At 65.1% G+C, this 12,942-nt stretch carries 14 protein-coding genes; 1 reads left to right on the top strand and 13 read right to left on the bottom strand.

Features of this window, described 5'->3' with window-relative positions; all coding sequences use genetic code 11:
* Positions 1-7 precede the first annotated feature (7 nt).
* Together V3B46_RS15750 and V3B46_RS15745 are read right to left on the bottom strand one after the other, a co-directional pair.
* The gene (locus V3B46_RS15750; RefSeq protein ID WP_003821106.1) at positions 8-241 is read right to left on the bottom strand and encodes a TIGR03758 family integrating conjugative element protein; all 234 of its coding nucleotides are present in this window, start codon (positions 239-241) and stop codon (positions 8-10) included.
* Positions 238-618 (bottom strand): integrative conjugative element protein, RAQPRD family, encoded by a 381-nt coding sequence (locus V3B46_RS15745; protein ID WP_003821105.1) that lies wholly within the window; start codon positions 616-618, stop codon positions 238-240. The genes V3B46_RS15750 and V3B46_RS15745 overlap by 4 nt, the downstream gene beginning before the upstream one ends.
* A 208-nt stretch (positions 619-826) precedes the next feature.
* On the opposite strand from V3B46_RS15745, the gene V3B46_RS15740 reads away from it, so the two are divergent.
* Positions 827-1,756, top strand: coding sequence for a hypothetical protein (locus tag V3B46_RS15740; protein WP_003821104.1), 930 nt, complete (start codon positions 827-829; stop codon positions 1,754-1,756).
* 46 nt (positions 1,757-1,802) lie between these two features.
* Here the strand turns inward: V3B46_RS15740 and V3B46_RS15735 are convergent, their stop codons facing one another.
* From V3B46_RS15735 to V3B46_RS15685, 11 genes are all read right to left on the bottom strand, one after another.
* On the bottom strand, positions 1,803-2,564 hold the full coding sequence (locus V3B46_RS15735; protein WP_003821103.1) for a TIGR03747 family integrating conjugative element membrane protein: 762 nt from the start codon (positions 2,562-2,564) through the stop codon (positions 1,803-1,805).
* Positions 2,561-4,753 carry a type IV conjugative transfer system coupling protein TraD gene (gene traD, locus V3B46_RS15730; protein ID WP_003821101.1) on the bottom strand — a complete coding sequence of 731 codons (2,193 nt, stop codon included), beginning with the start codon at positions 4,751-4,753 and terminating at the stop codon, positions 2,561-2,563. The genes V3B46_RS15735 and traD overlap by 4 nt, the downstream gene beginning before the upstream one ends.
* A 4-nt stretch (positions 4,754-4,757) precedes the next feature.
* A complete protein-coding gene (locus tag V3B46_RS15725; RefSeq protein WP_003821097.1) occupies positions 4,758-5,297 on the bottom strand; it encodes an integrating conjugative element protein in 540 nt (179 codons plus the stop codon).
* Positions 5,294-5,884, bottom strand: coding sequence for a transglycosylase SLT domain-containing protein (locus V3B46_RS15720; RefSeq protein ID WP_003821096.1), 591 nt, complete (start codon positions 5,882-5,884; stop codon positions 5,294-5,296). Before V3B46_RS15720 ends, V3B46_RS15725 begins: the two co-directional genes overlap by 4 nt.
* A complete protein-coding gene (locus tag V3B46_RS15715) occupies positions 5,866-6,591 on the bottom strand; it encodes a TIGR03759 family integrating conjugative element protein (protein WP_003821095.1) in 726 nt (241 codons plus the stop codon). The genes V3B46_RS15720 and V3B46_RS15715 overlap by 19 nt, the downstream gene beginning before the upstream one ends.
* A gap of 14 nt (positions 6,592-6,605) precedes the next feature.
* On the bottom strand, positions 6,606-7,247 hold the full coding sequence (locus V3B46_RS15710; RefSeq protein ID WP_003821094.1) for a hypothetical protein: 642 nt from the start codon (positions 7,245-7,247) through the stop codon (positions 6,606-6,608).
* A complete protein-coding gene (pilL2, locus tag V3B46_RS15705; protein ID WP_003821093.1) occupies positions 7,244-7,843 on the bottom strand; it encodes a PFGI-1 class ICE element type IV pilus protein PilL2 in 600 nt (199 codons plus the stop codon). Before pilL2 ends, V3B46_RS15710 begins: the two co-directional genes overlap by 4 nt.
* A gap of 158 nt (positions 7,844-8,001) precedes the next feature.
* Positions 8,002-8,871, bottom strand: a complete 870-nt coding sequence (locus tag V3B46_RS15700) for a hypothetical protein (RefSeq protein ID WP_003821092.1) — start codon at positions 8,869-8,871, stop codon at positions 8,002-8,004.
* 113 nt (positions 8,872-8,984) lie between these two features.
* Entirely contained in the window at positions 8,985-11,264 is a 2,280-nt protein-coding gene (locus V3B46_RS15695) for a helicase-related protein (RefSeq protein WP_021205692.1), read from the bottom strand.
* Between the two features lie 102 nt (positions 11,265-11,366).
* Entirely contained in the window at positions 11,367-11,678 is a 312-nt protein-coding gene (locus V3B46_RS15690) for a hypothetical protein (RefSeq protein WP_003821089.1), read from the bottom strand.
* Positions 11,679-11,781: 103 nt separating this feature from the next.
* On the bottom strand, positions 11,782-12,915 hold the full coding sequence (locus V3B46_RS15685) for a DUF6094 domain-containing protein (protein ID WP_255632234.1): 1,134 nt from the start codon (positions 12,913-12,915) through the stop codon (positions 11,782-11,784).
* Between the last annotated feature and the right edge of the window lie 27 nt (positions 12,916-12,942).

The following is a 12,942-nucleotide window of genomic DNA, read 5'->3' as shown; positions in this document are numbered from 1 at the left end:
TTTCAGGTCAGGAGAGGAGGAAGAAGCTCAGGACGAGGTACATCGCGACGAAGCGGATGCAGACGCCGAGGAACTGGCGCTGGTTGAGGCGGCTCTCGGACCACCCCACGTAGGCCGTTCGGATGGCCCAGACGCCCCAGACGAGGAGCACCGCGAACACGGCGCCGACCAGGACGGTCGCCATCGCCGAAGGCGCGATGCCGCTGTTGGCTTGAAATGCCGAGACCTGGGCGCCGTTCATGGCTTGGCTTCCGTAGTCGTCGGCGATGGCGAAGCGGACCGCTCGGTGCGGTAGTCGCTGGCCAGTTCGGAGGGGTCGCGCGGCTGGGCACGCGACGGTGTGAGATGGGCCTGGATGCCGGCGCGCACGCGCGCCAAGTCAGCCAGCAACCGCGGGTAATCGAAGTGGTAGCGCTCGCCCGGCTGGATGGGGGCACGCGCGGCGCTGTCGGCGACGGTGCGCTCCAGCGCGTCGAGTTGGCGCAGCGCGGCGACCAGCTCCTGGCGCTGTGCGGGGGACTCGGCCAACGCCATCGGGGACTGACCCAGCAGCAGGGCCGTCACGAGAAAAATGGGCACGCCGCGATGCGCGGCGCGCTGCCAGATCGGAGCCAACATCGCGCCATTCCTGTGTGATCAGAATAGTGCGATGGTGGAGTTCAGGGTGACTGCAGGCAGCAAACAATAGGAAACTGCGCTGATCGGTTTGATTGGCAGCGTGCGTCCAGTTCGCTCAGGGAGTGGTCGTCAGGCCAGAATTCAAGAAGGGAATTTCCACCGGCCGCGTGGCAAAATATCAACGCTCTTACAAAGATCCAGGATAAAAATGCAAGGACTGACCTTTAGAACTGATCAAGATTTTGAGGAAATTTGCTGCTACCTCATGAGGGACTGGGTCGCGCGGAATATGAGGTATGACGTGCAATTCAGAAGATACGGCGGAAATGGGCAAAGGCAGCATGGCATTGACATTTTTCCTGCCGTTGGCGGCTACTCAGTGTTTGGGCAGGCAAAATTTGTTAATCAACTAAACTCTACAGACGTTACGGCTGAGTTGAGTAAGACCGATTCCTTCCCTGAGCCGATTGGTTGTTATGTGATTTTCACAACGGCAAATCGCCATACCAGCATAAATCATCATCAGTTCCATGGCACTCAACACAAAAGGCTGGATGGATCGATTTTTCCGGTTCACGTGGTCTATTGGGGTGAAATTTCTGATATTAGTTTTATCCCACAAGATGTCTGTAAGAGAATTTTCCCATCAGCATTTCAAGTTGCCAGGAGCGCATTAACGCCTCAGCAGATGGCGGATTCCATAGCCACACTTCAAAATATTGTTCCTTCATATTTCAGGTCTGACTTTCTCGACTGGCTCGAAACATGGGACTTTTCATGTGGTTACATTCCATCTGTGCATTATGACGCCGTGGACAATCTTTACATTGAGTTGGATCGGGTAGGATGGGGAATGAAGGGTGTCAATGATTTTTTATATGCCCAAGGTCGCATTGACTTATCTCGTGCGCTTCCGGCTGGCGATGCCTTCTTTTATGCTCTCACTGAATTTCGAGATTCAATATATAACTACATAGCTTTTGTACGCGGACAGGATGGGCAGGGCTACGTTACATTGCAAGGAATGGATGGGCGCGGCGCAACAGATTTCCCAAAGATTACAGAGCAGTGGAGCATGAGGGCGCGCCATTTGGCCAATATGTATCGCGAGAAAATCCTTGGTCAGCAAATTCAATAAATAAGAAATACTGAATGAGTTGCCTAATGATCTGGTTTCTCTGTCATCACAAGTATTTTTTGAAGCTGCCCGCAGTCAGGCTCACGGCCAGTCCCAGCAAGGCTGCGCTGGGCAGCAGGATCAGCAGTGGATGCACAGAGATCGGCAAGGCCAGGTACGTGACCCACGGCAGCACGGCCAGCGGCATCAGGCTCGCCTTCGCGCGGTGGTAGATGAAGCCGGATTCCCGGCCTGCGCCGAACCGGCGCACGTCCCGCCGCACAAGACCGTCGATCAGGCCGACGAACGCCGCGGTGCAGATCAGCGGCAACGTGAGCACCAGAACCAGCAGGCGCACCAGAAACGTGAGGGTGGTGAAGGCCGCGGCAATCAGGTAGTTCTCGGTCCAGACATAGACCTGGCTGATGTAGTAGCGAAAGTTGCGCCCCCCGTCCTGGATCCTCCCGTGGCTCGGCGCGCGGGCGCGCTCGGCGGTCTGGCTCATGCGCTCCAGCAGCCCGGAGCGAACGAATACCCATTCGTAGCCGGTATCCACCAGTTCGTGCGCGGTGCGCCCCGGCTCCTGCACGACGACGCTGCGCGTGAAGTGGCTGGACAGGTGCCCCAGTTCGTACTGCAACATCTGCTGCGAGTGCCGCCAGCCCTGGTCCTTCCAGAACAGGTGCATGCCGACGCACTCCACGACGATCGAGAACAGCAGCGAGCCGATCAGCACCCCGAGCAGCCGGAACGGCAAGGTGATGGTGCCGACGATCAGGCCCTGGCGCTGGTTCTGCTCCCGTTGTGCAGTCGAGGCGGCGTCCTTCATGGCGAGGCCTTGTTGCCGGTGTCCTCGTCGGTGGCAATGGCCACCGCGGGAGGTTCGGCCGCAGCGGCGTCATCCAGCAGGTCGTCGGGCAGGCCCGTGTCCTGCAAGGCGGGGGAACTGGTGAACTCCCACCACTGCGTCGCTTCGCTGTAGCTCTGGCGCATGTACCCGGCCAGTTGCTGCAAGTCTGCCGGCATCACTTCGTCCGGGTCCGGCGCCGGCAGCGGCATGCGCACTTTCCAAAGCTGGCCGCCCTGCAGCAACGCGAAGCACTGGCCTTTCGGCAGGCCGACGACGTGCGACGGCTCGATCATCGGCACGCTGGACATGCTGATGCGGTCCTGAGTGTTCGACGTGAAATCCGTCGCCCCGCGAATGTCCGAGCTGTCGGTCGCGCCGCTGACGATGGTGGTCGTATAGACCTCGACCTTCGGCAATTGCCGGGTCAGCAGTTCGGCGGTCGCGGTCTCGCGCACGCGCAGCATGAACAGGTTGTTGAAATTCCCGATCACCTGGCCTGCCTTCGCGCGGTTGCCGATGCGGGCCTCGATGTCCGACAGGGTCTGCGTGTACGCAGTGACTTGCAGGCCGGCACCGCCGCCCTTGTTGATCAGCGGGATGAACTCGTCGCCCATCAATTCGTTGAACTCGTCGGCATGGACGTTGATCGGCACGCGCGCACCGGCCGATGCGCCCGGCAGGCCATCGTCGATCCCATGCTTGTAGATATGCCCGGCGACCGACACGAGATCGCTGAACATCGAGTTGCCGACCGCGGTGGCGACCTCGGCGTCGGAGAGCGCATCCAGGCCCACATAGACGATGGCCCTCTTACGGATGATCTGCATCCAGTCGAAGATCGGGCGCGGGTCGGCCAGGTCGGAGTAGTTCGGGGCCAGGAGCTGCGCGATCTTGCCGCTAGTGAGCTTCTCCAGCAGCGGCAGCAGCGATGCGACGATCTTGTCGAAGTACGTCTTGTCGTAGCGAACCGCCGAGCGCAGGCCATCCAGCACCGGGTCGTAGTTGCGCGCCTGCGAGAGGTACTGCTCCAGCGCCACCACGCGCTTCTCGCGCCCGATCATGTTGCGCGGGATGTTCTTCTCGTTGAGCTTGGCCTCGATCTGGACGATCACCTCCCAGGCCCTGGGCTCGGTCTTGGCGAAGTAATGCTGGGCGTACTCGATGAACAGCGCGTCGATGTTGATGACGTGCCGTTGGATCAGCATGTAGTCGGGCCGCTGTCCCAGCTCCACCAGGGCGCGGGCAATGATGTTGACGAACCGCCACGCAAACTCTCGGAAGGCGGCCGAGTTGCCTTCACCGGAAAGCTGCCCCGCAACGCGGGTGGCGACTTCCGATATACGCCCGAATCGCCCCACGGCGTTGTAGCGCGCGGAGATGTCCGGCCATCCCAGGTGGAAGACGTAGAACTCGCCTTCGCGGCCGGCGCGCTTAGCCTCGACGTACATCCGCTTCAGGAGATCGGCATCGCCCTTGGGGTCAATGACGATCACCACCTCGTGCTCGCCCGCGGCGTTCACGCGCCGGATGTCCTGGGTCACGAATAGTTCGGCCAGCCGGGTCTTGCCGACGCGCGTCGTGCCCAGCACCAGCGAGTGGCCGACGCGCTCGCCCAGCGGCAGGCTGACGTCCATCTCCTCGGGTTCGATGCCGTGCAGGCGCGGCAGGCCGCCCACAGGCGGCAACGGCCGCACCGGGTTGAAAGGTACGTCCCAGCCGGTGAGTTTCGACAGCCGGGACAGCGGGAACGGCGCGTACTCCAGCCGTTCTTCCAGCCGTCGCGCCAGCCGGTAGGCTGGTGTGGGCTCGACGTAGCGGCGGAACTCCGGCCGGTACGTTTGCATGAGCCTATGGGTGTGCTTCTGCTCCCACAGGAACCCGCGCCCCACGAACAGCCGCTGCTGGCTGACCGGCACGTCCTTGCTGGTCATCACGTAGCGCGGCAGGCGGCGGATGTTGCGCCGGTAGCGCAGGATGACGCGGGCATCGCGGTAGCGGATGGCACCGTAGGCGCCGAACGCCAGCGCGCTGCCGACGCCCATGGACGGGCTCAGCGCGAGCGACCATGGGGCCACCAGGGACAGAAACGCGGCGCCCGCGCATGCGGCAACGGTGTATAGCTCCACCGCTGGGCGAAGCAGTACCTCGACCGGCTGTTTCCCCGACATGGCTTCATTGCTCGATGCCGGTGGCTGTGATCAGCACCGGGTAGTGCCGCAGGCCCAGGCGCTCGGCCAGGTCGTCGCCGGACATGGGCGCGAGGGGTACGCCGGGCACCAGGGTGCGCAGCCGCGCCAGGCCCTGCACGGTCTCGACGTTGACCACCAGACCGACCGCGCCGCGCTCGCGCAGCGCGGCTGCCTGGCTGCGCAGCCAGGCCCGAGATGCCTCGTCGTCGCCGACGACAACGAAAGGCCGCAGACCCGGAGCCTCGATGACACGCCGCGGGACGGTGCCGGGGGTGAGCTTGGCGCTGCGCACCGGCAGCATCGCGGCCTCGTCCGCCGGCGTGGCGGGAACCTGGGGCGTCGGGATCGGCGGCCGGGCCGGTGCGTTGGTGCGCGGCTGGAGGTTCAGGGCTTCGTAGTACGGCAGCGCCGACGCGCCGCCGCGGTCTTCGACCACGATCAGCGGCTCGCCGGCAAGCGAGGCCAGCGGCAGACCCGCCAGCAGTACGAGCAGGCCACGCAAGGCCAGATGGGATGTCGTCATGGGGATGTCTCCTTGCGTGCGGCGAGAACCGCGGCGGTTGGGCGTGCGCCCTGCACCCGGGCGAGGTGGCGCGACACGCTGCGCCGGTAGCGGGCGGCGGGCTCGCCACCCGCGGGGCGGTGGTAGCGGCCCATCGCCAGCAACCAGTCCTCGCCGGGGGCGTGTTGCTCGCGCAGGATCTCGGCAGCGATGGCGAGATTCCGGTACGGGTCGAGCAGGTCGCAGGCGCTGGCGTAGCGCTGCTGGTGGTAGCCGAGGTTGATCTGGCCCAGGCCCGCGTCGATGCGCGTGTGCGGCGTGGAGCGCATCGCCTGCTGCAAACCCGCGCAGGCATCGGCGCGGGTCGCATAGCGGCGTGATTGGCCGGCGACGTTGAGGGACCACGGCCACGGGACGATGCGTCCGTTACGGCGGATGCCACTCTCCTGCAAGGCCACGGCGTAGAGCACCGTCGAGGGGATGCCTGCGCGCTGCGCGGCGAGCTGGTAGGCCGGTGGCGGAACCTCCTGGGCTTGGGCGACGCAGGCGCATAGGCCAGCGGCGAGCACCAGTGTGCGCAGGGGGGCGGCTATGGCTGGCGCTGCCATTGGCCGTTCACCTCGCGCACGACCGCCGGCAGGTCGCCGGGTACCCCCAAGGTCAACCAGCGGCCGCCGTCGTGGTTGAGCGTGATGCTGCCGCTGCGCACGCGCGCCGGATCGACGTTCGCGCGCTTGGCCCAATCGCGGATGCGCGCGTCGTCCTGGCGGCTGCCGACCATGTACAGGTCGAATTCGGCGCCCGAGGATTGCAGGCGCTGCACGAGCTGGCCGCAGGCCACGCAGTTATCTTTCACGAACACTGCCGTGCGGCCGGAGCCGCGCGTGGCCCCGGCGACCGGCTTGTCGTCCGGCAGGTTCACCCGCTGCATCCCGGGGTTCAGGCGCTGCCAGGCCTCGTCATAGGCCCGCTGATAAGCGAGCAGTTTCTCCACGCGGCGCGCTTCGACCTGCACCTGCAGCTCGGCGTAGCGTCGCCGTTCCTCTTCGGTACGCGCCTCGATGCCCAGGGCCGACAGCGGGTCCAGGTTGGGCGAATAGATGCCCAGTGGACCGTCCATCAGTTCGCGATAGCGCGCCCACTCCTGAGGTTGAAGGCCCCAGTCGCTCGCCACCCGGTCGTCCAGAATGCGGGCGACCAGCGGGCGTTCCTGACTCTGCGCATTGCGGGCGGGAGCCGTGGCGGATTGCTGCGCCCACGCGGGCAACTGGGTGGACGCCAGCAGAAGCGCGGAAAGGATGATCGACGGCTTCATGTGGTGTGCTCCGTTCAGGGGATCGCCACGTGGCGGGTCTGGTCGCCGGCCTGGAACACCGCAGTGCTGCCCTCGACGGCCTGCAAGCGCCACGGGCCGACCGCATCGCCGGGTAGCAGCACCTGAAGCTGGTCGGGCGTGAAGTCGCCATTGCTCGGCGCGACGGACACGCTGCGCTCGCCGGCACGCAGTTCGGCACCGACGATGCGGAACGGGAGCGGCGTCGGTTCGGGCTTGGCGGTGGGCTTGTTCCTGGTGCGCGGCTGGGCGGGTGCAGCGGCGCGCGCAGCGGTCTGCCGCGCCTTGATTTGCTCGACTTCGGCGCGCAGTGCCTGAAGGTCGTCGGCGGAGGCATAGGCGCTCAGCGATTTCTCGACCTGGGCCGCGCGTGCTTCCAGGATTTGGCGGGTGTCTTTGAGGTCTGCCGCCGTGGCGACGGCTGGACGCTGCTGGATGGCCTCGACGGTCTCGGCCAGGCCTGTTGCCTGCGCTTCGAGGCGTTGCAGGCGGGAATCGAGGCGCTCCTGGTCGGCCTGGTCGTTCATCGTCTGGTAGCCGAGGGCAACGAGGACACTGAGGCCGATCAGCCAGAGCCACATCAGGCTCTGCACCACCACGGCGGCCGTTGAACGATGGGCGGGCTGCGGGGCGTTCATGGCTGGCCTCCCGATGCCGCGGGCGCCAGCGGGAACGTCTGCACCGCCTCGGTGGCAGGCGGCGCGGGTACGTTGTCGGCGGTCATGCTGTCGCCGGGCCGCTCGAAGCAGATTTGCCGCGCGCGGTCATCCGCGTGCAGTTCCCAGGCCGAACCAGCCAGGGTGAGCAGCGCATCCCGCAGGGTCATGGGGCCGAGGTGCAGGTGGGCCGCCGGCAGCGGCAGTGCGTACAGCTCGATCACCGCGTGCGTCGTCTGGCACAAGCCGTAACCGCTGCGCTTGAGCACATGCCGTAGCCCGTCGCCGACCGTAGCGCGTGCATCCTCGGGCATCGACACGTCGATGGTCTGCAACAGCAGGTCGCGCTGCGCTGCTGTCGGTGCCAGTTCCACGAGGGTGTAGCGGCCGTAGCGCACAACGGGGATGTATTCGGGCGCCTCGGGTACGGGTGCGGCCGAGACTTCCTCGATGGTGTCGGGCGCGACCGGCGCGCTCGTCGTCGCGCAGCCGCCAGCCAGCACCGACCAAAGCAGGCCGAGAAAACCCGCCAGCAGACGGCGTTCGGGATGGTGAAACCAAGGTGGAGAGGGGCACATGGCGCGTCGTCCTGAAACATCGAGCCCTCACCATCGCCGCTCGGGCCACGAGCGGCAGCAAACAATGCGAACCAGGCAGCGCCCGATTTCCCGGCAGCCTCCCTCCAAAGGAAAAGGCCCCCGAAGGGGCCTGTGAAAACGCATCGGGCTTCGCCCGATCAATCCCGAGCCAGCTTCAGGCCGGGATCGACCCGTGCCAGTTGGGTGTGCGACCAGCAGCGCACGAACTGCCCGTTCTCGCCGAGCGGCCGGTTCGCCACCGCCGCCGAATACTCGTCAGTGTCGCTGGTGTCGTAGCAGATGACCTTGATCTCGCCGCTGTCGCAGCGGATGGAGTGGATCTGGCCGTCGGTCATATCGACCACGACGACCTGCGGAACGAGGCCAAGTTCGCGGGCGGCCGACAGGATGGGGCCATATTCGGCGGCGTCGAAGCAGATGAACGGCCCTTCGTACCGGGCCTCTTCGGCCAGGTCCCTGGCCTTGTCGTAGTGGATACCCAGGTCGTATTCCTCCTGGGTGATCCTGACCTTGAAGACCGGCACGTTGGGGCTACCGGAGGCACCGATGCAGACGACCGCGACTTGCATCTCGATCTCACCGCCGTCGGCAGGTTCGGTCGAGGGGATGACGGCTCGGCCCGTGGGGGCGTCGTCTTCCATGCCCATGCGCTCGCGCATTTCGTCGATGAAATCCTCGGGGGCCATCAGGCCATAGCTCGCCAGGCGCAAGGGAATGTCCTCTGCACAGAGGTTGCCGTCCCCGATGCGTTGCTGCATGAAGGCGGCGATCTCGGCTTCGAGCGCATCGCTGTTAGTCGCCGAGGGCAACTCGGTCACCTCGATCGACCAAACATCCACCTTCGCGGCGGTCTCATCGATTAGCAACCTCTCGCCGATGGCGCGGACCCACATGCGTTGCAGCCGTGCCAGTATTTCCGACGCGGCCTCGCCGTTGAGCAAACAGGTCACGTCCAGCGTCAGGCGGGCCTTCACGTTTTCGGGCGTGGATTGGGTATGGGTGTTCATGGAAATCTCCTTGGAATGAAAAATGCGCAGCCACGTCCACGGAGACCGTGGGCGTGGCTGCAAGGTGGGAACAATGGAAAGCCGGCGGCGCGAGGCCGGCGTTGGCGTGGGGATCAGGCGGCGACCAGTTGCCGGGCCAGCGCGACCTCGACGGAATCACCGTCCTGGTTGAGCACATCCAGGCCCGATTCGGGCACGTCGCCCGAGGTGGACTGCGAGACCATGATCTTCTTGGCCATCAGCTCCAGGCAGGTCATCTGCGAGGAACCGGCGTAGCCGAGGTAGATCACGCGCACCGGCTGTTTCTGTCCGATGCGCCAGGAGCGGCGTGCCGCCTGCTGGAGCGAGTACACGTTGTAGCCCGACTGCATGAAAACGATCGTCGGGAAGTCCAACAGGTCCAAGCCCGTCTTGACCAGCTCGGGGTTGGTGATGAGCACGTCGATGCCACGGTCCAGTTGCTCGGCGATCCAGTCCTCGCGGCGGCTGGCGTCCACGCTTGCGCGCAGCACCGCCACCCGAAAACCTTCCTGCTCCAGCAGCACCTTCAAGCGCGACGTGGTGTCGCGCGTGCCGGTATAGACCGTGTAGGCCAGGACCTTGCGGCCCTGCGCCTTCTCTTCTTTGCAGATGTCGATCAGCTCGCGCTCTTTCGGCGTCACCTCAAACTCGTTGAACTGAGCCGGGACGAACGCCAAGGTGTTGCGCGTGCGCGGATGCACCACGGTTTCCGACCGGAAGCAGCAGTCCGGCCAGGCCAGCAGCACGTTGAGCACCACACCCAGCAGCGTCGTATCGCGTCGCGCCAGAGCCTGTTTCAGCTCCGCGGTCAGCCGACCCGCCAGGTCGCGGTAGGCCGCGGCTTGCGCCGTGTCCATTGCGACTTCACGGAACTCCTCGTCATACGGCGGCAGGACGTTGCCGCCGATGTCCTTGAGCTTGAGGAAGATCGTGAACGGCAGGATGCACCGCAAGACCCCTTTCGGCCCGAAGCCGGGAGCCTTGACCGTGCGCACCGATACCTTGGTGCCCCTGGCCGTCTTGTGCGCCGTGCCGGTGCTTTCGGAGTAGATGTCCTTGAGGACCCCGTGGTCCCTCATGAACGCCATGGCCGCCGAGGTCATGCTGCCGCTCGTGGTCGGGCGGTAGCCGTCTTCGATCATCCGCCCAGGCAGGGCTCGGAACAGCAGGTAGAACAGGTCGTCCCCGTAGCCGCCCATCAGCGTGCCTGTCAGCAGCAAGGTCTTGCGAGCCTTCGCCGCCAGCACGCCCATGGCCTGGCCCTGGGCACTGCCACCGTTCTTGTACTCGTGGGCCTCGTCCGCGATGCACAGGTCGAACGTGCCTTGAGGCAGGTAGCGCTTGATGAACTCGGACGGCTGGTAGCCGCCTTCGCCGAAGCCGAACTCCATGTTCGCCATCGCTCTTTCCATGCGATGCGCCTGGCGGTCAGAGAAGACCAGTTCGCCGTTGCCGTCCATGAGGTTGATGAACTCATGGATGTTGTCGCCCAGCATCGACGCGAGGAAGCCTTCGCCGAACTTCTGCATCAGCTTCTGCGCGGTGACTTCCCCGATCGTCGGGATGCGCTTGAGGGCTTTCAGCACGGCCGAGGACTGGTCGCTGCCGGACAGGCTGCGCGGGCGGATCAGCGTCCACAGGGGGGCGGCGCAATGGCTGCACTTCCTGCGGTATTCCTCGGCTTGGAGCGCGACCGGATTGACCGGCTCGCCGTCGAGGTCGGTGATGACCGTGCCGCAGTCCGGGCACGCCGCCACGTTGCCGTGACGGGTGCGCCGCTGGGTGAAGACGGGCTTCCAGTGGAACCCCATCCGCATCCTGACCCGGCCCAAGACGAAGAACTCCTGGCCCGTGGGCTGGACATTCAACTGCTCGCGCAGCTTGATGAGCTTGATGAGCGTGTCCGGCCCGTTGAGCACCCACACCTTGGCGCCTGCCACCGTCTCCTGGATCTCGCGCCGCCACTTGTAAACAAGGTGCGGCGGCGAAAGAACCAGGGTGCGGCGATAGCCTTCGGCGTTGAGCACGGCGGCCGTGGCGATGCCGACGGTCGTCTTGCCGCAGCCCATTTCGCCATTGACGATCGCGGCGCGTTCGCCACGGTCGATCAGCAGCTCGGCGGCGGCGTGGACGACTTCGGCCTGGGCCGGAAACAGCTTGCGCTTGAGGCTGGCGACGACGAGTTGCCGGTGCGCCTGCGGCTGGCCGTTATAGACCGGCGGGTTCGCGCTGTTGAGGGCGTCGAGCAGTTCGTCGCCGAACTCGCCGACGAAATCCTGAAGGCTCAGGGTCAGAGGGGAAGATTCCGCATCGAGCAGTTCGCCCTGTACGGGCGCGGCTTCAGCGGCAGTGGTTTCGAGATCGAGGGACATGGTGATGCTCCAAAGAAAATGGGGCATGCACCACCCCCGCGGGGCGATGGCATGCCCCGTGGTGGGATGAAGAGACGGCAGGCGGCCGTCGTCTGGGAGAGATCAGTACTCGCTGGGCAGTAGCAGCGTGGTCACGCTGCGATCCCATTCGGTGATAATCCAAAGCTGCAGGCCGGGTGCGACCTGGTAGGAAGAGAAAAGGCGGTCCTCGCCGGACTCCAGCGCGGCATCGTTCTGCCGCTTGTCGTAGTCGTCGAGGTCGCCCCAGTCGCCATTGAGGTGGCGGTGCAGATACGGCACCGGGTTGAGCCGGCCCTGCTGGACCAGGGCGTCAACGCCACAGGTCACGACGGTCTCGCCAGGGAAGAAGCGCCGGCTCGATGCTTGGCCGATGGGAAGTGCTTGGGCTGCCATGGAAAGGCTCCTTGAAGATGAAGGGGCCACGGCGCCCCCTCGGGGCGACTGGACCCCGGTGGGTGGAGGAAGCCGACGGTGACCGTCAGCGGTAGAGAAGCGATCAGCGGATGGTCAACACCTCGCCCCGCGTGGCGGAGCCGGGCGTCATGTCCCACGCGCGGATGACGGGCACGAACTTGTCGGTGAGGATGCGGGTCTCGGCGATGGAGCCGTCTTCGCGTTCGGTGAATTCCCGCTGGAGCGTCTTGTCCTTGTGGGTGTCACCTTTGACGACGAGCACGCGCCCGGTCTTGGAGCGCACAACCCCCGAGATCGCGCCCGCGGCCAGAGCCAGGGCGAGATGCCAGTGGGACAAGGCACGCGCCGGTGGACGCAGCGACTGCTGCGCGGCCCCCAGGTGCGTGTCCTGCGACGGCCAGAGGCCTTGCAGCCGGCCGACTTCATCGGCGAACTGCTCTGGCTCCATCGTCACGCGGAAGAAATGCTCCGGCTCGGCCGGACTGGCGGGGACGATGTACGGCAGGAACGGCCATTCGCTCGGCAGTTCCTCGGCTTCGACTTCACCAAGCCCGATCTGCAGCAGCAGATTGCGCACGGCCTTGAGACCATCGGGTGCCAGCTCGCGCTGGCGCACCCTGCGGCCGAAGATCACCACCTGCTTGAACTGCGTTTCCACCGCTCGGTAGATGCGTAGGTCCGTGTAGTGGCGTGTCAGCCAGCCGACCAGCTCGGCGTCGAGCACGTAGCCAGGGACGATGAAGACCAGCACGCCGCCATACTGCAATAGCGAGAGGCTGCGCTGATAGAAGAGCTTCTCGAAGCGGGCACGGCCCTGGCCCTGATAGCCGATGTTGCCGTTGACGTCCTTGGACAGATCGCCATACGGTGGGTTGAGCCAGAGCAGCCCGAACGACTGCTTTGAGATCATCGTGTCCATCAGGTCCGCGTGCAGGCAATGATCGACCAGGCCGCGGGCATGGCGTGCCCGCTCCGCGTCGAACTCGACGGCGAACGCCTTGGCTTGCTCGCGCCCGAGAGCATGAGCGGCTTCGGCGATCGCCACGCCTTCGCCGGCGCAGGGATCGAGGATGCACATCGGGCCATCGCTGGGCATCAGTGCGTTGAGGGCTCTTTCGAGCGTGGGTTCGTCGGTCGGGTAGTACCCGTTCTTGGAGAAATTGCGGGCGAGCCGCGGGAACATGAGGGCCATGGAAGTCTCCTGGTTGGCGGGGATGAAGTGCGAAAGCACGCCTTGGCGTGC

The sequence above is a fragment of the Stenotrophomonas sp. SMYL11 genome (assembly GCF_036320005.1).
Taxonomy (GTDB): domain Bacteria; phylum Pseudomonadota; class Gammaproteobacteria; order Xanthomonadales; family Xanthomonadaceae; genus Stenotrophomonas; species Stenotrophomonas maltophilia_A.
This window is presented reverse-complemented; position numbering and strand designations above follow the sequence as displayed.

Excerpts from the sequence above, each read along its gene's own strand:
- V3B46_RS15720 (WP_003821096.1), bottom strand. The coding sequence starts at position 5,884 with ATGGCAGCGCCAGCCATAGCCGCCCCCCTGCGCACACTGGTGCTCGCC.
- V3B46_RS15740 (WP_003821104.1), top strand. The coding sequence starts at position 827 with ATGCAAGGACTGACCTTTAGAACTGATCAAGATTTTGAGGAAATTTGC.
- V3B46_RS15710 (WP_003821094.1), bottom strand. The coding sequence starts at position 7,247 with ATGAACGCCCCGCAGCCCGCCCATCGTTCAACGGCCGCCGTGGTGGTG.
- V3B46_RS15715 (WP_003821095.1), bottom strand. The coding sequence starts at position 6,591 with ATGAAGCCGTCGATCATCCTTTCCGCGCTTCTGCTGGCGTCCACCCAG.
- V3B46_RS15725 (WP_003821097.1), bottom strand. The coding sequence starts at position 5,297 with ATGACGACATCCCATCTGGCCTTGCGTGGCCTGCTCGTACTGCTGGCG.
- V3B46_RS15750 (WP_003821106.1), bottom strand. The coding sequence starts at position 241 with ATGAACGGCGCCCAGGTCTCGGCATTTCAAGCCAACAGCGGCATCGCG.
- V3B46_RS15695 (WP_021205692.1), bottom strand. The coding sequence starts at position 11,264 with ATGTCCCTCGATCTCGAAACCACTGCCGCTGAAGCCGCGCCCGTACAG.
- pilL2 (WP_003821093.1), bottom strand. The coding sequence starts at position 7,843 with ATGTGCCCCTCTCCACCTTGGTTTCACCATCCCGAACGCCGTCTGCTG.
- V3B46_RS15690 (WP_003821089.1), bottom strand. The coding sequence starts at position 11,678 with ATGGCAGCCCAAGCACTTCCCATCGGCCAAGCATCGAGCCGGCGCTTC.
- V3B46_RS15700 (WP_003821092.1), bottom strand. The coding sequence starts at position 8,871 with ATGAACACCCATACCCAATCCACGCCCGAAAACGTGAAGGCCCGCCTG.
- V3B46_RS15735 (WP_003821103.1), bottom strand. The coding sequence starts at position 2,564 with ATGAAGGACGCCGCCTCGACTGCACAACGGGAGCAGAACCAGCGCCAG.
- traD (WP_003821101.1), bottom strand. The coding sequence starts at position 4,753 with ATGTCGGGGAAACAGCCGGTCGAGGTACTGCTTCGCCCAGCGGTGGAG.
- V3B46_RS15745 (WP_003821105.1), bottom strand. The coding sequence starts at position 618 with ATGTTGGCTCCGATCTGGCAGCGCGCCGCGCATCGCGGCGTGCCCATT.